The 20,887-nt window shown below is 66.6% G+C and carries 17 protein-coding genes; 9 read left to right on the top strand and 8 right to left on the bottom strand.

Going from position 1 to position 20,887, the window contains the following annotated elements:
• The first annotated feature begins 41 nt into the window (after positions 1-41).
• Positions 42-1,019 (top strand): NAD(P)-dependent oxidoreductase, encoded by a 978-nt coding sequence (locus P24_RS00405; protein WP_008942701.1) that lies wholly within the window; start codon positions 42-44, stop codon positions 1,017-1,019.
• Between the two features lie 6 nt (positions 1,020-1,025).
• Here the strand turns inward: P24_RS00405 and P24_RS00410 are convergent, their stop codons facing one another.
• Positions 1,026-1,574: a 2,4'-dihydroxyacetophenone dioxygenase family protein gene (locus P24_RS00410; protein WP_008942702.1), complete on the bottom strand. Its 549-nt coding sequence runs from the start codon at positions 1,572-1,574 to the stop codon at positions 1,026-1,028.
• A gap of 154 nt (positions 1,575-1,728) precedes the next feature.
• Here P24_RS00410 and P24_RS00415 point away from each other — a divergent pair, with 154 nt between their 5' ends.
• Positions 1,729-2,517: a carbonic anhydrase gene (locus tag P24_RS00415; RefSeq protein WP_040706029.1), complete on the top strand. Its 789-nt coding sequence runs from the start codon at positions 1,729-1,731 to the stop codon at positions 2,515-2,517.
• 4 nt (positions 2,518-2,521) lie between these two features.
• On the opposite strand, the gene P24_RS00420 is transcribed toward P24_RS00415, so the two are convergent.
• Complete coding sequence (locus tag P24_RS00420) at positions 2,522-5,692, bottom strand: YhdP family protein (RefSeq protein ID WP_008942704.1); 3,171 nt, start codon at positions 5,690-5,692, stop codon at positions 2,522-2,524.
• A gap of 104 nt (positions 5,693-5,796) precedes the next feature.
• Between P24_RS00420 and P24_RS00425 the strand changes: the two genes are divergently transcribed.
• The 4 genes from P24_RS00425 (at position 5,797) to P24_RS00440 (ending at position 10,671) form a co-directional block, all read left to right on the top strand.
• A complete protein-coding gene (locus tag P24_RS00425; RefSeq protein WP_051013043.1) occupies positions 5,797-8,811 on the top strand; it encodes a bifunctional [glutamine synthetase] adenylyltransferase/[glutamine synthetase]-adenylyl-L-tyrosine phosphorylase in 3,015 nt (1,004 codons plus the stop codon).
• Positions 8,808-9,272, top strand: coding sequence for a thioredoxin-dependent thiol peroxidase (gene bcp, locus P24_RS00430; protein ID WP_008942706.1), 465 nt, complete (start codon positions 8,808-8,810; stop codon positions 9,270-9,272). The genes P24_RS00425 and bcp overlap by 4 nt, the downstream gene beginning before the upstream one ends.
• Before the next feature lie 243 nt (positions 9,273-9,515).
• Positions 9,516-9,836 (top strand): quaternary ammonium compound efflux SMR transporter SugE, encoded by a 321-nt coding sequence (gene sugE / locus P24_RS00435; protein WP_008942707.1) that lies wholly within the window; start codon positions 9,516-9,518, stop codon positions 9,834-9,836.
• 4 nt (positions 9,837-9,840) lie between these two features.
• Complete coding sequence (locus P24_RS00440) at positions 9,841-10,671, top strand: ferritin-like domain-containing protein (RefSeq protein WP_008942708.1); 831 nt, start codon at positions 9,841-9,843, stop codon at positions 10,669-10,671.
• Here the strand turns inward: P24_RS00440 and P24_RS00445 are convergent.
• Positions 10,665-11,528 carry a hypothetical protein gene (locus tag P24_RS00445; RefSeq protein ID WP_008942709.1) on the bottom strand — a complete coding sequence of 288 codons (864 nt, stop codon included), beginning with the start codon at positions 11,526-11,528 and terminating at the stop codon, positions 10,665-10,667. The two genes, P24_RS00440 and P24_RS00445, sit on opposite strands and share 7 nt — an antisense overlap.
• A gap of 20 nt (positions 11,529-11,548) precedes the next feature.
• Positions 11,549-12,373: an IclR family transcriptional regulator gene (locus P24_RS00450; RefSeq protein WP_008942710.1), complete on the bottom strand. Its 825-nt coding sequence runs from the start codon at positions 12,371-12,373 to the stop codon at positions 11,549-11,551.
• A 145-nt stretch (positions 12,374-12,518) separates the two neighbouring features.
• On the opposite strand from P24_RS00450, the gene P24_RS00455 reads away from it, so the two are divergent.
• The 3 genes from P24_RS00455 to P24_RS00465 all read left to right on the top strand — a co-directional run bounded on the left by P24_RS00455 (position 12,519) and on the right by P24_RS00465 (position 16,757).
• A complete protein-coding gene (locus P24_RS00455) occupies positions 12,519-13,955 on the top strand; it encodes a hypothetical protein (RefSeq protein ID WP_156816120.1) in 1,437 nt (478 codons plus the stop codon).
• Positions 13,956-14,038: 83 nt separating this feature from the next.
• Positions 14,039-15,193 (top strand): acyl-CoA dehydrogenase family protein, encoded by a 1,155-nt coding sequence (locus P24_RS00460; protein WP_008942712.1) that lies wholly within the window; start codon positions 14,039-14,041, stop codon positions 15,191-15,193.
• 7 nt (positions 15,194-15,200) lie between these two features.
• Positions 15,201-16,757 (top strand): class I adenylate-forming enzyme family protein, encoded by a 1,557-nt coding sequence (locus tag P24_RS00465; RefSeq protein ID WP_008942713.1) that lies wholly within the window; start codon positions 15,201-15,203, stop codon positions 16,755-16,757.
• A gap of 140 nt (positions 16,758-16,897) precedes the next feature.
• Here the strand turns inward: P24_RS00465 and P24_RS00470 are convergent, their stop codons facing one another.
• From P24_RS00470 to P24_RS00485, 4 genes are all read right to left on the bottom strand, one after another.
• The gene (locus P24_RS00470; protein WP_008942714.1) at positions 16,898-17,164 is read right to left on the bottom strand and encodes a Txe/YoeB family addiction module toxin; all 267 of its coding nucleotides are present in this window, start codon (positions 17,162-17,164) and stop codon (positions 16,898-16,900) included.
• Entirely contained in the window at positions 17,161-17,445 is a 285-nt protein-coding gene (locus P24_RS00475) for a type II toxin-antitoxin system Phd/YefM family antitoxin (RefSeq protein ID WP_008942715.1), read from the bottom strand. Before P24_RS00475 ends, P24_RS00470 begins: the two co-directional genes overlap by 4 nt.
• A gap of 41 nt (positions 17,446-17,486) precedes the next feature.
• On the bottom strand, positions 17,487-19,472 hold the full coding sequence (locus P24_RS00480; RefSeq protein ID WP_008942716.1) for a TRAP transporter permease: 1,986 nt from the start codon (positions 19,470-19,472) through the stop codon (positions 17,487-17,489).
• A gap of 95 nt (positions 19,473-19,567) precedes the next feature.
• Complete coding sequence (locus tag P24_RS00485; protein WP_008942717.1) at positions 19,568-20,740, bottom strand: TAXI family TRAP transporter solute-binding subunit; 1,173 nt, start codon at positions 20,738-20,740, stop codon at positions 19,568-19,570.
• Positions 20,741-20,887 lie beyond the last annotated feature (147 nt).

The following is a 20,887-nucleotide window of genomic DNA, read 5'->3' on the forward strand; positions in this document are numbered from 1 at the left end:
TGACCCGGCAATCCAGAGCCACGGTCTGAAACTGTGCAGGCATGGCGCCGCCCCTGGATGCCCGGATCAAGTCCGGGCATGACAAACGAAACCAAAACAACAACCAAAATCTGGAGGAATTGATGGAACGGATCGGCTTTATCGGGCTTGGGGCGATGGGCCGCCCGATGGCGCGCAACCTGCTGCGCGGTACCGGCGCGCAAATGATCGTCTATGACATGAACCCGGACGCGGTGGCAGCATTGGTCGCCGAGGGGGCGACAGCCGCCGGCAGCATCGCCGAGGTCGCGGCCAATGCCGACATCATCGTCACCATGCTGCCGGACTCGCCGGATGTGGAGGCGGTCGTGCTCGGCCCCGGCGGGCTGGCCGAGTCGGCCGGCGCGGAAATGCTGGTGATGGATATGAGCACCATCGACCCGTCCGTCACCGACCTGCTGTCGAAGGCGCTGGGCGAGCGCGGCCACGGCTTCGTCGATGCGCCGGTCGGGCGCACCGTGACCTTCGCCGAACAGGGCAAGTCACTGTTCATGGTCGGCGCCAGCTCCAACGATTTCGGCCGTGTGAAGCCGCTGCTGGAGGCGATGGGCAACACCATCCATCATTGCGGCGCGCCGGGGGCCGGCATCCGCACCAAGCTGGTGAACAACTACATCGCCATCGTGATGAACCAGGTGAATGCCGAGGCGCTGGCGCTGATCCAGCATTTCGGCCTCGCGCTGCAGCCGACGCTGGACGTGGTGAACGGCACCACGGCGACCAACGGCCACCTCGTCACCAACTACCCGTCAAAGGTGCTGAAGGGCGATCTCGACCCCGGCTTCCGGGTGAAGCTGGCCGATAAGGACCTGAACCTGGCGCTGGACGCGGCACGGACCGCCGACATCCCGATGTTCCTCGGCCATGCGGCACGCGAATGCTATGGCCTTGCCCGGGCGTCGGGGCATGCGGAGACCGACTGGACCGTGCTGGTCGATCTCGCCTGCGCCCGCGCCGGGCTGAAGCCGCCGCGTCTGTAGGGGGCCTTAGCGGATCAGCTGCTCGATGAAGCCCTCGCCGAGGCCGTTCTGGCGGTAATAGGCGCGGAACTTCTCGATGCGGGTGAACACATCCTCATAGCCGGTCTGCTTGCCGTTCTCATCGACATAGAGCAGAGGGCCCATATTGTGGAACAGCGTGGTCATGTGCCCGACCTTGGGATCGACCACCAGCGTATGGGTCTCGCCCGCCGGCTCGAAGATGAAGGTGCCCTTGGTGGCGACCCAGTCATGCTCCAGGTAGCCCCAGGCGCCGTCCAGCGTGTAGCCGGTGACCATCGCCGGATGGCGGTGCCGGCTGACGATCCCGCCGGCCTTCGCCTTCAGGATGTTCACCCAGCTGCCCTGCACGACATTCAGCATCAGCGGGCGGATCCAGACATTGTCGGAAAGCTGCATCCACATGCGCTCATCATCGCCGGAAGTGTCGATCACCAGTTCCGGCGCCGCATCCATCGGCAGCGGGACACGCACGAAATTCTTGCCCGGCTTGCCCGGCGCAAGCTCCTCCGTCATCGGCACCACATTGCTGCTCATCTTGTAAATCCTCCCAAAGGGCTATTGGCCAGAGTGGCTATTGGCTTCAGGCGACAGCATACACATAAGAAAAGCCGGTTAAACACTGCGCGCGGCGCATGGGCACCACGCGGGAGATTCACAGGAGCGGGATTCTGCACTAGCATCCGCAGCGATGATGAGACGCCCTACCCTTTCCCTGGCACTCGCCGCCCTGCTGGCCCTCACGGCATTGCCGGCGGGCGCGACGCCGCTGGTCGATCAGCAGCACACCATGGCGCTTGGCTGGGACTATAAGGGGCAGACTGGCCCCGCCTTCTGGAGCAGCCTGTCGCCATCCTACTGGGCCTGCGGCAATGGCATCCGGCAATCGCCCATCGATGTGACAGCGGTCACCCTGGCCGACCTGCCGCCGCTGACGCTGAAATATCCCGGCGGCGCGCTGTCGGTGATGAATACCGGGCGCGTACTGAAGCTGCGCGGCGGGCCGCGTGACGTGCTGGATAGCGGCTGGAGCGCCTACAATCTGCGCCACATCGATATCCGCGTGCCGGCCGAGCACCGGCTGGACGGGCGGGAATTCGCCGCCGAGTTGCAGCTTGTGCATCAGCGCGCCGACGGCCATGTGGCGATCCTGTCGGTGCTGATGGATGAGGGGCGCCCGAACCGCGGCATCGACCGGGTGCTGGCCGCCCTGCCCAGCGGATCGGGGCTAGAGCGCACCCTGCCCGACCAGAGCTTTTCCGCCCACGAACTGCTACCCGACGATCTCTCCTACGCCCGCTACACCGGGTCGCTGACCGTGCCGCCCTGCACCGAGCGGGTCGACTGGTTCGTGCTGCGGCGCCCGCTCACCCTGTCCGCCGAACAGGCGCGCCTGCTGCGCGAGGCGGTCGGCGGCACCGGCAATGCCCGCCCGCTGCAACCGCGCAATGGCCGGGAAATCCCCGCTACCCGCAACTGACGGATCAGCGGGGCGCCGGCGGCGGTTCCGCGCCGCCCCTATCGCCGAAGAACCGGAACAGGTCGCGCAGGAAGCCCGGTGCCAGCGCGGTCAGCGGATTCACCGTGATGCGCGGATTTTCCGACGGTCCGTCGAGGCGGAACTCGGTCGCCAGCAGCCCCTCATCCTTGCCGCCGACGATCAGCGGGCCCAGCAGCGGGATCGAGCCCAGCGCCTGGCTCAGCTGATAGGCCGGCACGATCAGCCCGGAGAGGTCGAGATTGCCCTTCCCGTCATCGATCACGCCGTCGACCGACAGGCCGATGGCCGCCCCCACAGCACGGGCATTGCGGATGCGCGTCACCTTCTCCTTGCGCTCGATATCGGCGGTCAGGCGGGTGAAGGCGATGCCCTCGCCGGCCAGCGCCGACTGGATATCCTTGGACGCGGTGACACGCAGCACCTCGGCCAGCGCCTCGGCGCGCACGATGCGGAAATCGGCGATGTCGAGCGCCGCCTGCATCGGCTTGCGGAAATCGTCAAAATCACCGCGGCCATCGGCACGCAGGCGGCCGCCCACCATGCGGTCGAACAGGCCGAAACTGCGCAGCGCAGCGCCGGCATCGTCCGACACCAGGATGAATTCGTGCCCGCCGCCGGTGGCCGGCGTGGCCACGAGGTCGAAGCGCCCCGCCTCCGCCAGCCGCCCGGCCAGCTTCACATCGCGCCAGGTCGTGCCGTCATGCACCAGATTGGCCTCGACCCCATCGAGCAGCCGGTCATCCTCCAGCAACACACGCTGGAACCGGCCATTCACCTGCAAGGGCGGGAAGCTGGGCGGCGTATCGTCCGCCGTGTCCTCATTCTCGTCCTCTTCCAGGACCGGGCGCAGATCGAGGTTGCGCCCCGACATATCGATCAGCAACAGCCCGTCAGGCTGCCGGACGACGCTGCCCGCGATATCGGTCTCTCCCAGCTTCAGCTCGGTGAAATCGACGCGGCGCAGATGCTCGAAATCCGGCATGAACACCGCCTGCCCGGCCGCCGCCAGATCGGAAGCCGCAATCTGGAACCGCTCGAAGCGGGGATCGCCACTCTTCGGGATCACGATATCCAGCCGCGCCGTGCCGGCGGTCTGCGGCGGCTTGCTCCAGCCCACCTCCGGCAGCGACAGGGTGGCATCGAGCAGATCGTGGGTCGCCGATATGCGATCCGTACCGTCGCTGGCCTGCCGGTAGTCAATCTCGGTCGGGACCGGGCCGGTGACATAGGGTTGCAGGAAATCGAACCCAAGCCGCTTGCGCGCGGCATCGTCCAGCGCACCGGACGCCGTGATGCGCCGGCGCACCGGGACGTTGGTGCGGAATTCCTCACGCCAGGTCAGCGGGATCGGCACATCGGAGAAGCGGCCCGTTCCCTTGATGGTCATGCCGCGCCCGTCCAGCGTCAGCGCCAGCTCGCCATCCTTGAAATCCTGGTCCAGCAGGATTTTCTTCAGCGCGACGTCGCGCATGTTGGCCGCCGCCGCCAGCTTCACCCGGTCGAGGCCCAGATCATTCACCAGCGGGAACTGGAACACCAGCCGCGCCGCCGCCAGCCCGTCCACATTGGCCGGCGGAATGCCCAGCGCGGTCGCATAATCCAGCGGCTTGTGGTCGATGACGCGCATGACGTCGCGCAACGGGCCGCGCACCACCACCTCGATGTCAGCCTGTTCGGAATCGCCATCGAGGCCGGTCATGTCGATGGTCGCAGGACCGGCCACCAGATCGTAAAGCCGGCCGCTCTCCACCTCGATTTTGAACCGTCCGGGCGAGAATTCCGCGCGCCCCGCCGTCTCCAGCACCGGCGGCAAGGGGCGCATATAATGGGTGGTCACGCCGTCAAAGGCGATCTCGCCGTTGAAATCCTCCACCTCGATAGCGCCGGGATCGTCCCGTGCCATCTTCCCGCGCAGCGAGATGCGCGCCCGCGACACGCCGCCGCCTTCCAGATTCTTCGTCACCCAGTCGCGCGGATTGCGCCCCACCTCGCGCGGCCAGTATCCGGCCAGATCGTCGGTGGCGACATTCTCCGCCACCGCCTCGGCCACCAGCCCGTAGCTGCCGGTATCGCCGACATCGATCAGTGTGCCGGTCAGGCTGAGGCGCGGCCCGGCCTTGGCCGCCGTCCCCAGATCGATAACCAGGCTGGGCAGCATCAGCATCTTGCTGTCGCGGCGGTAGGTCAGGCTGGCCTCGATGGCGCGCACCGGCAGCGGCAAATCGTACAGCGTCGGCAGCTCGATCTGGCCGCTCTCTCCGCGCACCTGCACCTCGATGCTGCGCGCGATGGTCAGCGCCTCAGCCTCGACCTCCAGGCTGCCGGACAGCGGCAGGCCGATGGCGCTCAGCGCCGCCAGCTCCGGCACCTTGCGGGCCAGCACATCCGGCTCCAGCCCGCTGAATTCCACGGACAGGCGCGAGGTGCGGTCGGTCAGCCGGTGGCTGCCGTCAAAGCTGAGGATCAGCGGCATGGTGCCGACATCGAATTCCAGCCGCCCGCGGCTGCGCAGCCCGCGTTCGCCGCGCCGCAGCAATATGTCGGCGCTGGGTACCGACCAGCGCGTGCCCAGCGCCAGATCGATGATGGTCAGGCTGGCGCGCCGCACGCGCACAACCTCCAGATAGCCGGTGATGCTGCCGGGATCGGGCGCGCGGTTCAGCTCGTCCAGGATGGCGGAGAGCGCATCGCCACCCGCCGCCGGCTGTGCAGGTTCCGCCCCTTCCGGCGGCCCAAGCCTGAGGCTGCCGTCGCGCAGCCGCACGACCGAGAAGGAGGGTTCGACCGCTTCGATCTCCACCGGCGCCAGCAGGCCGCGCAGCAAGCCGCGCAGGCTGAAGCGGATCTGGATCGCCGGTACTGTCGCGGTCGGCCCGCCCGCATCGCCGGCGATACGGGCATCCGTCGCCTCCAGCTTCAGGGATTTTTCTTCCGCCTCCCAGACGATCTGCGTGCGCTCCAGCGCGACATCGTAGCCCGGCAGGGCCTGTTCGAGGGCGGCTTCGGTATAGGTGCGCAGGAAATCCAGCGGGATTGGCCCGGCGGTCAAGCGCCAGAAGGCCAGCATCAGCAGAACGCTGAGCGCCGCGACCGAGCCGGCCATCACCTCAAGGGCGATGACGGCGCTTCGCCGCAAGGTCGGGCGCCGAATCACTGTGTTTCATTCCTCCCGCTGCGGGATTTAGGCTTGCGCGACCGCCGAACGACCGTCATGCAGAGGCTTGACGCCGGCATCGCGACCACCCCCAGCATAGCGTTATGACCAATTTGACCCTTCTACTTCAATCAAAACAACAGCCGCGCCCGGCAAACCCGCAGGCCGCCTCCATCGGCATGGAGCGCTGGATCGAGACCGCCGACCGCACCGACGATCCGGACCTGGCCGGCTTCGCCCGGCAGATGGCGGAAACGCCCGATGCCCGCGCCCTGCTGGAGGCGCTGTTTGGCAACTCGCCCTTCCTGACAGACTGCCTGCTGAAGGATATCGGCTTTGCCCGGCTGCTGTTCCAAGACGGTGTGGACCAGGGTTTCGCCAATGCCCTCGCCCAATGTGATCTAGCCGGCGAAAGCGACGATATGAAGGCGCTGATGAAGGAGCTGCGCCGCGCCAAGCGCCAGGCGGCCCTGTCCATCGCGCTTGCCGACATCACCGGGCAATGGACGCTGGAGCAGGTAACGCAGGCGCTGAGTGCGCTGGCCGAACGCAGCCTTCAGGTCGGCGCCGACTTCCTGCTGCGGATGCTGGCGAAGCAGGGCAAGCTGCCGCTCGCCAACCCGGACAATCCCAGCGAGGGTAGTGGCCTCGTCATCCTGGGCATGGGCAAGCTGGGCGCGCGGGAACTGAACTATTCCAGCGATATCGATCTGATCGTCTTCTATGACGACGAGCTCCCGCTCTATGCGGAGATCGAGAGCCTGCGCCAGCCGATGGTGCGCCTGACCCAGGATCTGGTGAAGATCATCGAGGAGCGCACAGTGGACGGCTATGTCTTCCGCACGGATCTGCGCCTGCGCCCCGATCCCGGCGCCACGCCAGTCGCGGTGTCGGTGGCGGCGGCGGAATCCTACTACACCAGCGTCGGCCAGAACTGGGAACGCGCCGCCATGATCAAGGCCCGGCCGGTTGCCGGCGATATCGAGGCCGGCCAGCGCTTCCTGTCGCACATCGCGCCCTATATCTGGCGCAAGCATCTGGATTTCGCGGCGATCCAGGACATCCATTCGATCAAGCGCCAGATCGCCGCGCACAAGGGCGGGCGGACCATTGCGGTGCTGGGCCACAATATCAAGCTGGGGCGCGGCGGCATCCGCGAGATCGAATTCTTTGCGCAGACCCAGCAGCTGATCTGGGGCGGGCGCAACGCCGACCTGCGCATTTCCGACACCTGCAGCGCGCTGGACGCGCTGGTCCGCGCCGGACGCATCACCGAGGCGGTGGCCGAGGAGATGAAGACGGCCTACCGCTTCCTGCGCCAGGTCGAGCACCGGCTACAGATGATCGAGGATGCCCAGACCCAGACCCTGCCGAAGGACGATGCCGGTATCGAGCGGCTGGCCGCCTTCCTGGCCTATCCCGATGGCGAGGCCTTCCGGCGCGACCTGCTGCACCATCTGCAGACCGTCGAGACCCATTACAGCGAGCTGTTCGAGGAATCGCCCAGCCTGACCGTGGCCGGCGAGCAGGCGCGCGGCAACCTGGTCTTCACCGGCGGCGAGAGCGACCCGGACACGCTGGAGACGCTGGCGGAGATGGGCTACGACAATCCCGAGCGTGTGGCCAGCCTGGTGCGCGGCTGGCATCATGGCCGCTACCGCGCGACGCGCAGCGAGCGTGCCCGGCAGATCCTGACCGAGCTGATGCCGCTGCTGCTGGAAACGCTGTCGCGCTCTGCCTCGCCCGATACCGCCTTCCTGCGCTTCGACCAGTTCCTCTCCCGGCTGCCGGCCGGCGTGCAGCTGTTCTCCATGTTCCAGGCCAATCCGAAGCTGCTGGAAGCGGTGGCGCAGGTGATGGGCGGCGCCCCCTTCCTGGCGGAACAGCTGAGCCGCCGGCCCGGCCTGCTGGAAAGCCTGCTGACCGAGCCGGACGTCGCGGCCCTGCAATCCGCCGAGGCGCTGCAGCGCGATCTCGACCAGGCGCTGGGGCTGGCTGGCGACTATCAGGATGTGCTGGATATCGTGCGACGCTGGAACAACGACCGCCGCTTCCTGATCGGGCTGCATATCCTGTCCGGCAAGCTGGATGCGGATGCCGCCGGTCCGCTGCTGACCCGCGTGGCGGAAACCGCGATCCGCGCGCTGCTGCCGCATGTCGAGGCGGATTTCGCGCGCCAGCACGGCATGCCGCCGGGCCCCGGGGGCGGCACCGGCGGCATCGCGGTGGTGGCGCTGGGCAAGCTGGGCGGCGGCGAGATGACCATCGGCTCCGACCTCGACCTCGTCTTCCTGTATGACGCGCCGATCGACGCCCAGTCCGACGGGCCGCGCCCCCTGCCCGCCGTGCAGTATTACGCCCGGCTCGGCCAGCGGCTGATCTCGGCGCTGACCGCGCAGACCGGCGAGGGCGATGTCTATCCAGTGGATATGCGGCTGCGTCCCTCGGGCAAGACCGGTCCCATCGCCTCCAGCCTGGAAAGCTTCGCAAAATACTACGCCGAGAGTGCCTGGACCTGGGAGTTCATGGCCCTGACCCGCGCCCGGCCCGTCGCCGGGCCGGAGGCGCTGCTCGACGAAGCGGCAGCGGTGATCCGCCGCATCCTGACGCAACAACGCGACCCGGCCACCTTGCTGGCCGATGTGGCCGACATGCGTCACCGGGTCGAGAAGGAAAAGCCCGGCGCCATCCTGTGGGATGTGAAGATGGGGCGCGGCGGGCTGGTCGATGTGGAGTTCGCTGTCCAGTATCTGCAGCTGCGCCACGCCGCGGAACGGCCTGATGTGCTGGACCAGAACACCACCGCCGCCTATGAAAAGCTGGTCGGAGCAGGCTGCCTGCCGGCGGAAACGGGCGCCACGCTGATCGCCGCAACCCGGCTGTGGCGGCGCCTGCAGGGGCTGCTGCGCATTGCCGTCGGCGATGCCGCCTTCGATGAGGAGGCCGCGACGCGCGACCAGAAGGACGCGCTACTGCGGGCCGGCGGCGCGGTTGACTTCGACGGGCTTAAGCAGAATATCCTCGCCACTGCCGAACAGGCGCTGGCGTGCTATCGCGCGCTGATCGACGATCCCGCAGCCGCACTGCCGAAACCATCCCAGCAGGAGAAGACGAAATGACCGTGAATGTTGGCGACAAGGCCCCCGATTTCTCGATGCCGACCGATGGCGGCGGATCGGTTTCGCTGTCCGGCCTGAAGGGCAAGAAGGTGGTGCTGTATTTCTACCCTAAGGACGATACGCCCGGCTGCACCAAGGAGGCCTGCGCCTTCCGCGACGCGCTGCCCGACTTCTCCGGCGTCGATGCGGTGGTGATCGGCGTCTCGCGCGATCCGGTGAAGAGCCACGACAAGTTCAAGGCCAAGTACGAGCTGAACTTCCCCATCGCCTCCGATGAGGATGGCAAGGCATCGGAAGCCTATGGCACCTGGGTCGAGAAGAGCATGTACGGCAAGAAGTACATGGGCATGGAGCGCTCCACCTTCGTCATCGATGGCCAGGGCGTCGTGCGCAATGTCTGGCGCAAGGTGAAGGTCGATGGCCATGCCGCCGAGGTGCTGAAGGCGGTACAGGCGATCTAGGGCTTGCAGGTAAAGATTGCATGTCCTATCTCCCCTCTCGGACCGTCACCCTCGGCCTTGTGCCGAGGGTCCAGGGTTCCGCTTGTCGAGGCCAAGACAGGCTGAACCCTGGATTCCCGGGACAAGCCCGGGAATGACAACCGAATAAATATGCGCCGGGACGACCCGGCGCCTTTTTCATCCTGTTGAAGGGGACGGCCCCTTCCCGACCCGATGGCGCGTTGCATCGCGCGGGAGGTTGCCATGGCATGGGTCGCCCTGTTCTTCGCCGGACTGTTCGAGATCGGCTGGGCCGTCGGCCTGAAATACACCGAAGGCTTCAGCCGGCTCTGGCCGTCGCTGGGCACCATCGCCGCGATGGCGGCCAGCTTCTTCCTGCTGGCCTTCGCGCTGAAGACACTGCCGCTGGGCACCGCCTATGCAATCTGGACCGGCATCGGCACGGTGGGAACGGTCGTGCTGGGCATCTTCCTGTTCAACGAAGCCGCCGATGTCATCCGCATCGGCTGCATCGCCATGATCGTCGCCGGCATTGTCGGGCTGAAGCTCATCACCCCTGCCTGACCCGATGGACGACCTGCCCTTCGCCAGCCTGACCGAGGCCGCTGTCGCCGTGCTGGAAACTGCCGATCCGGCGGCGAAGGCTCGGCTCGGCCGACAGGTTGCTGAAGCCTGGCGCGGCGGCGTACTGAAATCACTTGGGGATACTGTTCCGCCCGACCGGCCGGCGCGGCCGGAAAAGCCGGAGCTGCTGCCGCCCAACCAGGTGAAGAAGCGCAAGATCACCGCCGCCCCCGCCGGACGCGCGGCGCTGCTGCACGCGCTGGCGCATATCGAGCTGAACGCCATCGACCTCGCCTGGGACATCGCCGCGCGCTTCGCCGGTGAAGACCTGCCGCGTGCTTTCTTCGACGACTGGGTGCAGGTGGCCGATGACGAGGCGCGGCACTTCCTGATGCTGTGCGACCGGCTGGCGGCGCTGGACAGCTTCTATGGCACCCTGCCCGCCCATGACGGGCTGTGGGAAGCCAGCCAGAACACCGCGCACGACCTGCTGGCGCGCCTCGCCGTAGTGCCGCTGGTGCTGGAGGCGCGCGGGCTGGATGTGACGCCGGCCATGGTGGAGAAGCTGCGCGCCGCCGGCGACGAGGCCAGCGCCGACGCCCTGCAGATCATCCATGATGACGAGATCACCCATGTCGCCGCCGGCCGGCGCTGGTTCGAATGGGCGGCGGAACGGCGCGGGCTGGAGCCGGTCTCCACCTATCACCAGCTGGTACGCGCGCATTTCCGGGGTCTGCTGAAGCCGCCCTTCAACAAACCCTCGCGCGATCTGGCCGAGTTCAAGGCGGTCTATTACGAGCCGTTGGCCATACCTTTAGAGACGCTTCCTCAGTAAGGCAGCCCGCCGCCCAGCAACAGCGACACGGCAATGGCGGCGGCGACCGGCAGCAGCGCCACCAGACCGTGCATCACCGGCACCAGCAGCTTTGCCACCCCGCCCGACCCGAAGCCCAGCCGTGCCGCCAGCGGATCGCCGAAGAAGCACAGCAGCAGCAGCGCCAGCGCGATGGGATTGGCATTGCCGAACAGGAATGCCAGCGCGGCCAGCGCCATCAGCACCACGCCGCCGAACAGGGCCGCCGCACCGAACGGGCTTGAAAAGGCGAGCCAGGCCAGCAGGAAATAACCGGCAATCGCGGCGGCCATGCCGCCCGCCATCTGGCCGAAGGAAGCACTGCCGGTCAGCGTGACGACCAGCGCCAGCCCGAAGCCCGCCGCCAGCAGCTTGGCGGCGGCAATGGCGCCATCCTCCGCCACCTGCGAGAGGCGGAACAGCGCGATGCCGCCCAGCGCCCAGCAGCCCGCCAGCGCGATGCCGGTACTCACCGGCATGCGCATCAGCGGAGACCAGGCGAGCCAGACCAGCACACCGGCGAGGCCGAGAACCGCCACCGTCAGCGCGGTGGTGCGTTTCACCGGCCGTGTATCCAGCAGGAAGCCCAGCACGGCGGCGGCCAGCCCGACATGCGCGAGCTTCGGCAGGGCTGCCGGCGGCAGGAAGGGCGGCAGGCCGAAGGTCAGCGCGTAGCTGACCAGCCAGCCGACCGGAATGCCGACTCCGGCCAGCAATGCACCGCGGCCCGGCCCGCCGGCCAGCCGCATGACCAGCCCGACCAGCAGGGATGTGACGAAGGGGAAAAGGGCGCTCTGGCCGAACGGCCCGGAGACGAGGCTGTGGATCATGGACATCATGGGTGCAGAATCCGCGGCGCCTAACGCGCCGTCAATTGCCGGGCGATCTCGGCCAGGCGCGGGCCGGCCTCGTTCTTAAGATAGTCGGGCGACAGGATGAAGGACGGCCCGCCGCAATTCAGCGCGAACACCGCCGACCGGTCCGCCGACAGCAGCGGCACGCCGACCGCGTGCACATCCGACTGCCAGTCACCCAGCGAGAGGCAGAAGCCATAGCGGTCCATCTCCTCCATCGCCTTCTCGATGCCGGCCTTCACCGCCGGATAACGGTCCGGGAAACGCTCGCGCATCGACTCCATCAGATAGTCCCGCTCGGCCTCCGGCAGCACGCTCAGCAACGAGCGCCCCATCGCCGTGGTCGCGATCGGCACGCGCGAGCCGACATCGAGGCGCAGCGTCACCGTGCCCGGCCCCTTGCAGCATTCGACATAGACCATCGACAGCCGGTCGCGGGTGCCGAGCGCGACCGAGGCATTGGCGTCATTGGCGAGGTCCTGCATCAGCGGCCGCGCGCGTTCGCGGATATCGAGGCCCGACAGCATCGCATAGCCCAGCGCCAGCACGCCGGAACCCAGCTGATAGACGCCCAGCCGTTCGGAATAGGTCAGGTAGCCCAGCCGTGTCAGCGTATAGGTCAGGCGGGAGATGGTCGGCTTCGGCAGGCGAGTGCGCTCGGCGATTTCCTGGTTGCCCAGCCCCACATCGCCGGGCCGGAAGCAGCGCAGCACATCCAGCCCGCGCGCCAGCGCGGTGACGAACTGCCGGTCCTTCGCTTCCTCCTCCAGAAGATCATCCTCGTAGAGCGGCACATCCTTTCCGCTGGCTTCCGCAGATTTCAACATCATGTGCCCCGTGCAACCCCGTCCGTTCTTCGCCACGCATTGTTGCAGCGCAGCATTCTCTTTACTATCGCATCAGTATAACGGAATTTCATTTTGCCACGCGGAATAATCCGCCCGCGCAACAGAGAACATCCCGGACAGAATCGGAATGGCAACAGAGAGCAAGCCCGTACCGCCCGCGCGCCCTGCCCCCGCGCGCCCTGCCATGGGACTTGCCCTGCTGGTCGTGGTGCTGGCGACGCTGGCGGAACGGGCCTTTGGCCTGCATGACGCGCAATATGTGGCGGCGGCGGCCTATCTCGCCTTCGTTTTGGGCTGCCTGCCCCGGCTGGGGCGGCGAGAGACCATCCTGCTGTCGGTCGCGGCGGTCCTGACGGCACTGGCCATTCTCTGGCGGGACGATCCGATAACGCCCCTGCTGCAGGGGCTGGATACCGCCACCTACATGGCGACCTTTCTGCTGACGCTGGGCATGCTGCGCACGGCAGCGGCAACCTCCCCCGCCGTGCTGGAATGCGGCATCTACCTCACCCAGCAGCCGCCGGGCCGGCGCTATGTTGCCTTGCATACCGGCGGACACCTGCTGGGGCTGCTGCTGAATTTCGGCGTGCTGAACCTGCTGGGCCCGATGATCCGGCGCGGGGTGGAAAGCGGCGATCCCTCGCTGGCGGAAATCCGCGAGCAGCGCCAGATCTCCGCCGTGCTGCGCGGCTTCCCCACCATCCTGCTGTGGTCGCCGGCCACCATCACCCAGGCGCTGATGGTCAGCCTGCTGCCGGGCGTCGATCCTGCCCGATTGCTGATGCTGGGGCTTGCCCTCACCTTCATCCTGCTGGGCGTCGGCTGGCTGGAGGACCGTGTGCGCTGGCACAGCTTCCAGCGTGCCCGCGCCCATATCAAGCGCCCGCCCCCGCCGCCCGCCCCCTGGCGGGCCTTCGGCGGCATGATGCTGATCTGCGCCGCGCTGGCGGGGTCGGTGGTGCTGGTGAAGCTGGCGCTCGACATTCCCATCGTGCCGGCCCTCATCACCGCCATCCCCTGCGTCGTCATTGGCTGGATGGCGCTGCAGAATGCCGGGCTGGGCCTGCGCGATGCGGCCGTAACGACGGGGCAGAGGCTGCGCCAGATCGTGACCGTGTCCTTCCCCAACGCCTCGCCGGAGACGCTGACGCTCAGCTCCTCCGCCTTCATCGGCGTGCTGGTGGCCACCCTGCTGCCGCCCGAACTGGTGGCCGCCGCGATCCGCCCCCTTGAGGATCAGCCGATCCTGCTGCTGGCCATCATCATCGCCATCGTCCCGCTGGCCTCGCAGATCGCCTTCAACCCGATCATCTCCGTCGTGGTGCTGGGCGGCGCGCTGATCCGCGTGCCCGGCCTGCCGGTCGAGCCGACCATCCTGGCGCTGGCGCTGGCCTGCGGCTGGATGCTGGCGCTGCCCGGCTCCCCCTTCTCCATTCCCTGCCTGATCCTGGGCCGGCTGCTGAACCGGTCCGGCACCCAGATATCCTGGCGCTGGAACGGCATCTATACGCTGATGGCCTATGCCACGGTGCTGCTGTTCATCGCCTGCGCAAGGCTGATCTGATTTCGACAATTTCGCATTGCAGAACTGCCTTTCGCTTTTCTATAGTCGGGCAACCGCTAAAAAAAGCATTTGGGAGTGACGCCGTGGCCCTCGACCAGGAAACCTTCGACCAGCTTGTCCAGACCGTCCGCCGCTTCATCCGCGAGCGGCTTGTGCCGCTGGAGCGGCAGGTTGACGAAACCGACAGGATACCCGACGAGATCGTCGAGGAGATGAAGGAGCTGGGCCTGTTCGGCCTGTCGATCCCGCAGGAATATGGCGGCATCGGCCTGAATGTGACCGAGGAAGTGAAGCTGGCCTTCGAGCTGGGCTACACCTCGCCCGCCTTCCGCTCGATCATCGGCACCAACAACGGCATCGGCTCGCAGGGCATCGTCAATGACGGCACGCCGGAGCAGAAGGCGAAGTACCTGCCGAAGCTGGCCAGCGGCGAGATCATCGGCAGCTTCTGCCTGACCGAGCCGGATGTCGGTTCCGACGCCGCCTCGCTGCGCACCAGCGCACGCATGGACGGCAACGAATATGTGATCAACGGCACCAAGCGCTACATCACCAACGCGCCGCATGCCGGTGTCTTCACCGTGATGGCCCGCACCGACCCGGACAATAAGGGTGCCGGCGGCATCTCCGCCTTCGTCGTCGAGAATGGCCTGCCCGGCCTGAAGTTCGGCAAGGCCGACAAGAAGATGGGCCAGAAGGGCGCGCATGTCTGCGACGTCATCTTCGAGGATGTGCGCGTGCCCGCCGATTCGATCATCGGCGGCAAGGAAGGCATGGGCTTCAAGACCGCGATGAAGGTGCTGGACCGTGGCCGCATCAACATCGCCGCCGCCTGCGTCGGCGTCGCCCAGCGGCTGATCGAGGAGAGCGTGCGCTACGCCACGGAGCGCAAGCAGTTCGGCCAGGCCATCGCCAACTACCAGCTGATCCAGGCGATGCTGGCGGATTCGCAGACCGAATGCTACGCCGCCAAGATGATGGTGCTGGACGCCGCCGAGAAGCGCGACCGAGGCGAGAACACCATCCAGGAAGCGGCCTGCGCGAAATACTACGCCTCCGAGATGGTTGGCCGCGTCGCCGACCGCGCCGTGCAGATCCATGGCGGGGCGGGCTATCTGGCGGAATATAATGTGGAGCGCTTCTACCGCGATGTCCGCCTGTTCCGCATCTATGAGGGCACCTCGCAGATCCAGCAGCTCATCATCGCGCGCGAAATGCTGAAGCGGTTCGCCGGCTGAGCCGGCGATGGAGGCCGCCACCATGCGCTACACGACGCCGGCGCTGGATATCTACGACAATGTCTGGGATTCGATCCGCCACTGGGTCGAGGCCGCCCCCGACCTGCCCGCCATCGACCAGGAGGGCACGGTCTGGAGCTATGGCAGGCTGGGCGAGGCCGTCCGGACACTGACCGACTTCCTGACCGCGCATGACGTCGCAGCCGGCGACCGCGTGCTGTTCGTGATGGAGAACAGCGCCGGTGCCATCGCCGGCATGCTGGCGGCAATGAGGCTTGGCGCTTGGGCGATCCCGCTGAACGCGCGCCTGTCAGTCCGCGAGATCGACGAAATCCGCAAGCATGCCGGGCCGCGCGTCACGCTCTACACCACTGCCGTCTCGAAGGAGGCGCAGGCCCATGCCGAGCGCCACGGCGCGCGCGAAGCCCCCAGCCTGAAGGAAGCCGGGCTGCTCTATGCGCCTGCCGACGGCACCGTGCACCGCATGCCCAGCTTCGGCCCAGCGCGCGACCGGGTGGCGGCGCTGATCTATACCTCCGGCACCACCGGCAATCCCAAGGGCGTCATGCTGACGCACGGCAATCTGCTGTTTATCGCCGGGCGCAGCAGCCATGCCCGGCTGACCACGCCTGCCGACAAGGTCTATGCCGTGCTGCCGATCAGCCATGTGTTCGGGCTGGCCTCGGTGTTCCTCGGCAATATGTATCGCGGTGCGCAGCTGAAGCTGGTCTCGCGCTTCGTCCCGGCGGAGGCCGCGCGCTCGCTGGCCGAGGACGGCATCACCACCTTCCACGGCGTGCCGGCCATGTTCAGCCACCTGATCGGGCTGGCGGCCAGCAGCGGCCAGCCGGTGAAGGCGCCGAAGCTGCGCTACATGTCGGTCGGCGGCGCGCCGCTGGACCTGGCGCTGAAGCAGCGGGTGGAGGCGATGTTCGGCCTGCCGCTGAACAATGGCTATGGGCTGACCGAAAGCTCCCCCACCGTCTGCATGACGATGATCGGCAAGGAACGCGACGATGATTCCGTCGGTACGCTGCTGGACGGGGTGGAGGTTCGCATGGTCGATCCCGCCAGCGGCCTGGACGTGGCCACGGGTGGCGTCGGCGAGATGTGGGTGAAGGGCGGCCTGGTGATGAAGGGCTATTTCCGCGACCCCGCGCGGACCGCCGAGGTGCTGACGCCGGACCGCTGGCTGAAGACCGGCGACCTCGCCCGGATGGAAGCTGATGGCAGCCTCTATATCGTCGGCCGGCTGAAGGAACTCATCATCCGCTCCGGCTTCAACGTCTATCCCTCGGAGGTGGAGGGCGTCATCGTCAGCCATCCCGACGTATCGATGGCGGTGGTGGTCGGCCGCAGCCGCGACGGCAATGAGGAGGTGGTCGCCTTCGTGCAGCCGATCCCCGGCCGTAACGTGACGGCAGAGGCGCTGGATGAATTCGTATCCGAGCGGCTGGCGCCCTACAAACACCCCTCTCAGTACCTCATCCGCGACACGCTGCCGGCAACACCGACCGGCAAGATCCTGCGCCACCAGCTGCAGCAAGAAGCGGTCGGGCTGTAGCCTGCCACATACCCTTCGAGACGCCCGCTGAAGCGGGCTCCTCAGGGCGAGGGGAGAATGGGAAAACCGGCGGTGCCGCCTGGTGACCTCATGCTGAGGAGCCACGAAGTGGCGTCTCGAAGCATTAAGGCAGGCGTATCTCAGTAATGATACCGGCAGGCCAGCACCTCGATGCGCTGGTCGCTGCCGCTGCCCGCGATGCGGTAGATCAGCCGGTGTTCCTGGGTGATCCGGCGTGACCACCAGCCCTGCAAATTGCCGCGCAGCGGTTCCGGCTTGCCGATACCGGAAAAGGGCGTCTGCCGGATGTCGGCAAGCAGGGCCTTTATGCGGGCTTCCTGCCCGCCGCCCTGTATTTGCCAGTAGCGGAAATCCTCAAGCGCGCCGGGCGTCCAGACGATCTTCACGCGGCATTATCGCCAGCCAGCGGATCGAACTCGACCAGCCGCCCTGCCGCCGCGTCCTCCAGTGCCTCCTGCAGCCGCTCCGCATTGCGAGGGCTGGACAGCAGATGCAGCGTTTCCTGCATGGCCTGGAATTCGGCGAAATCGACGAGCACAACCGGCTTCGCCTTCTGCCGGGTGACGATGACATGCGCGCCCGACGCGGACACGCTGTCCATCACCGATGCCAGGTTCTCCCGCAGCGTCGAGTAGGTGATGACGTCAAGGGGTGTGTTCTCGCTCATCGCTACCTCCACACCTTATATGTACCAAAATACGTACAACTTCAAGCCGAGGCCAGTTTCCGCCTCCCGGTTTCCAGCAGCAGCGAGGCAGCGACCAGCGCCAGCGCGATGCCGGTCAGCTCGATCTGGCTCAGATGGAACTCCTCGAAGCCGGGGAAGATCAGCAGGATGCCGCCGACGAACAGCAGCGCCCGGTTGACCAGGCTGGCCCAGCCATCGCCGAAGCTGCCGAAGAAGGCGAGATAGCCCTGCGTCGCCGAGGCGATCATCCACACGCCGGGGAAGGCGGTGGCCAGCACCAGCAGCACTTCGCCCGTCGTGCCCTGGCCGATCAGCGCCGGGTTCAGCACGAAGAAGAAGGGCACGAAATAGATCACGCTGCCCAGCCGCATCGCTGCCAGACCGGCCTTGATCGGCCCCGTGCCGGCAATGGTGGCCGCTGCGAAGGCGCCCAGCGCCACCGGCGGCGTGATGAAGGACACCATGCCCCAGTACATGATGAACAGATGCACCGCCAGCGGGTTCATGCCGGCCTGGGTCAGCGCCGGGGCCAGCACGATGGCCAGGAAGATGTAGCAGGCGGTGACCGTCATCCCCATGCCGAAGATGAAGCTGGTGATGGCACCCATGATCAGCAGCACGATGGTGGCGTCGCCGGCGATGAACAGCAGGTCGTTCACCAGCGTGCCGGCAAGGCCGGTGGCCGAGAAGGCGCCGACGATCAGGCCGACGCCCAGCAGCACCGACACCAGCTCAGCCAGCGAGCGGCCGATTGCCTGGATCAGCTTCAAGAACCCGTCGAGCGACAGCCGGGTGCGCGGGAAAATCTGGTTGATGATCAGTAGCAGGCCGGTGGCGTAGAACGGCGCCAACGTCTCCTGCCGGAACACCACCATCACGAAGATCAGCACCGCGAACACGAAGAGATACTGCCAGCCTTCGCGGAAGGTCTCGCGCAGGCTCGGCACCTCGGCACGCTCCAGCCCCTTGAGGCCGCGCCGTGCGGCATAGGAGTCGAGCTGCACGAACAGGCCGAAATAATACAGCATCGACGGCAGTGCGGCGGCCAGCGCGATGTCGATGTAGGGAATGCCGAGGAAGGAGGCCATGACGAAGGCGGTCGTGCCCATCACCGGCGGCATCAGCACGCCGCCCGTCGAGGCGCAGGCCTCCGTACCGGCGGCGTAGGAGCGGGAGAAGCCGGTGCGCCGCATCGCCGGGATGGAGACCACGCCGGTGGTCAGCACGTTGGAGATCACGCTGCCGCTCATCGAGCCCATGAAGCCGCTGGCGAAAATCGCGACCTTCGCCGCACCGCCGCGGAACTGGCCGACCAGCGCCAGCGCCAGATCGTTGAAGAACCGGCCGCCGCCGGTCTGCTGCAGGGCAGCGCCGAAGACGATGAAGCCGACGACCAGTTCGCCGAAGGCCCGCATCGGGATGCCGAAGGAGCTTTCGCTGGAGATGATGTGGAAGGCGATCGTGTCTTCAAGTGGCAGCGGATAGCCCGAGATCGGCCCCGGCACCTTGTCGGCAAAGGCCGGATAGAGCGAGAACAGCAGCACGATGGCGAAGATGATGGTGCCGCCGGTGCGCCGCGTCGCCTCCAGGATCAGGACCCAGAACACGAAGGACAGGATCATCGCCGTCTGCGGGGCGGCATATTCCCAGCCGGCCGACAGCGCCTCCTCGCCGGTCCAGACGAAATAGCCGGCAACAGCCAGCGACAGCGCGCCGAGCAGGATATCGTACCAGGGCACTGCCCCTTGGGCGTCCCCCTTCCCGCGCAGCGGAAAGACGATATAGGTCAGGCAGAGGAAGATACCGGCCAGCGAATAGAGATAGCGGTTGTCCAGCACAACGAGGCCGAACAGCTGCAAATTGAACAGCTGGTTCACTGACAGCAGCACGGCCGCCAGCGTCAGGATGACGAAAACCGTGCGGAGCGGACCGTGGATGGTGCGGTACTGCAGAACGTCCGAAAGCGACTGGGCGCCGGCCGCGCCATCATTCTCTGCCGAGGTCATGTAAGCAAACCCTGCGCGAAGCGGAATAGATCAGCCGTGTAAGGAAAAAACGGCGCCCGGTGGTGTGCCGGGCGCCGTCCTTAAGCTCATGTGGATCAGTTATAGACCACGTCGAAGCCGCCGGCCTGCAGGGCCTTGGCACGGGTCTCCATCCAGGCCTTCTTGAAGGCCTCGTCATCGCTGATGTTCTTGGCGGTGACCTCGGCCCAGGCCTTCTTCAGCACCTGCTGACGCTCGATCAGCTTGTCATTGTGCTGCTGATGCTCGTCTTTCCAGACGCCGGCTTCCTTGAGGTAAGCGATGGCCCCCTCATGATAGGGAACGGCCCACTTCAGGATCTGCCGGTCCAGCGCCCAGCCATTGATGCCCGGCGCAGCGCCCTTGTACTTCGGGAACTGCTCGATCATCGCCCTGGTCATCGAATAGGCGAGCGCCTTGTCCTGAGTCGGATAGGCAATCAGGATCGGATAGGGATAGGCGGCACCCTCATGCGGCTTTTCCGCCGACAGGCCGGCACCGACCGTGCCCATGTTCGGCGCGAAGAACGGCGCGTTCGCCTGTAGGCGCTTCCAGCCTTCCTTGTCGCCATGCGGCAGCGGCGGCCAGAACAGGCCGCGCGGCGAGGCTTCCAGCTGATAGGCCTTGCCCGAGGTGGTGGAGGCAAAGGCAGCGTCCGCCTGGCCGTTCACGATGCCGTCCCAGGACGGGCCGAAACCGCCGAACTCAACTTTCACCACATCATCCCAGGTGAGGCCACCAAAGGCCAGGATGGCGCGGACATTCTCGTTCAGCGCCGGGGCGCCGACGACCCAGGCGACGCGCTTGCCCTTCAGGTCCGCGATGGTCTTGATGCCGACATCGGCGGCGACGCCGACCGACAGATTGCCCTCGCTGTTGGAAGCAAGCAGCACGCGGTTCTCCTGCGGGCCCCACTCCTTGCTGCCGAACTCGAACACGCCTTCCTGCGCCATGAAGCTGGCGCCGACGCCGGTGGCGGAGAAATGCACCTTGCCGGCGCGCAGCGGCACCTGGCGGGACACGTCATTCTTGCCCGGCAGCACGCGCAGGTCGGTGCCATAGGCATCCTTCAGCGCCTTGCCGATGGCGACGGACTGGTTATAGCCGGCCGAGCCGACGTCATAGGCCGTCCAGGCGATGGTCGAGGGCAGATCGACCTTGCCCTGGGCAAGCGCCGGGGCACCGGCGGCGAACACGACGCCGGCTGCCAGAACGGCACCCCAGACGGATTTCGAGCGCAAATATGTCATGGATAGGCAACCTCCCTAAAGGTACCGACCGCTTCGGTTCTTTTCGGCTTTGCCGACTGCGGCCGCTATTTCGTTTCATGGTCCGCACTCCCCTCATGGCCTCGGGGGAATGCAATCTTATTCACTCCCCTGCCGCGAGCGGGCATT

This window comes from Oceanibaculum indicum P24, from assembly GCF_000299935.1.
Taxonomy (GTDB): Bacteria; Pseudomonadota; Alphaproteobacteria; order Oceanibaculales; family Oceanibaculaceae; genus Oceanibaculum; species Oceanibaculum indicum.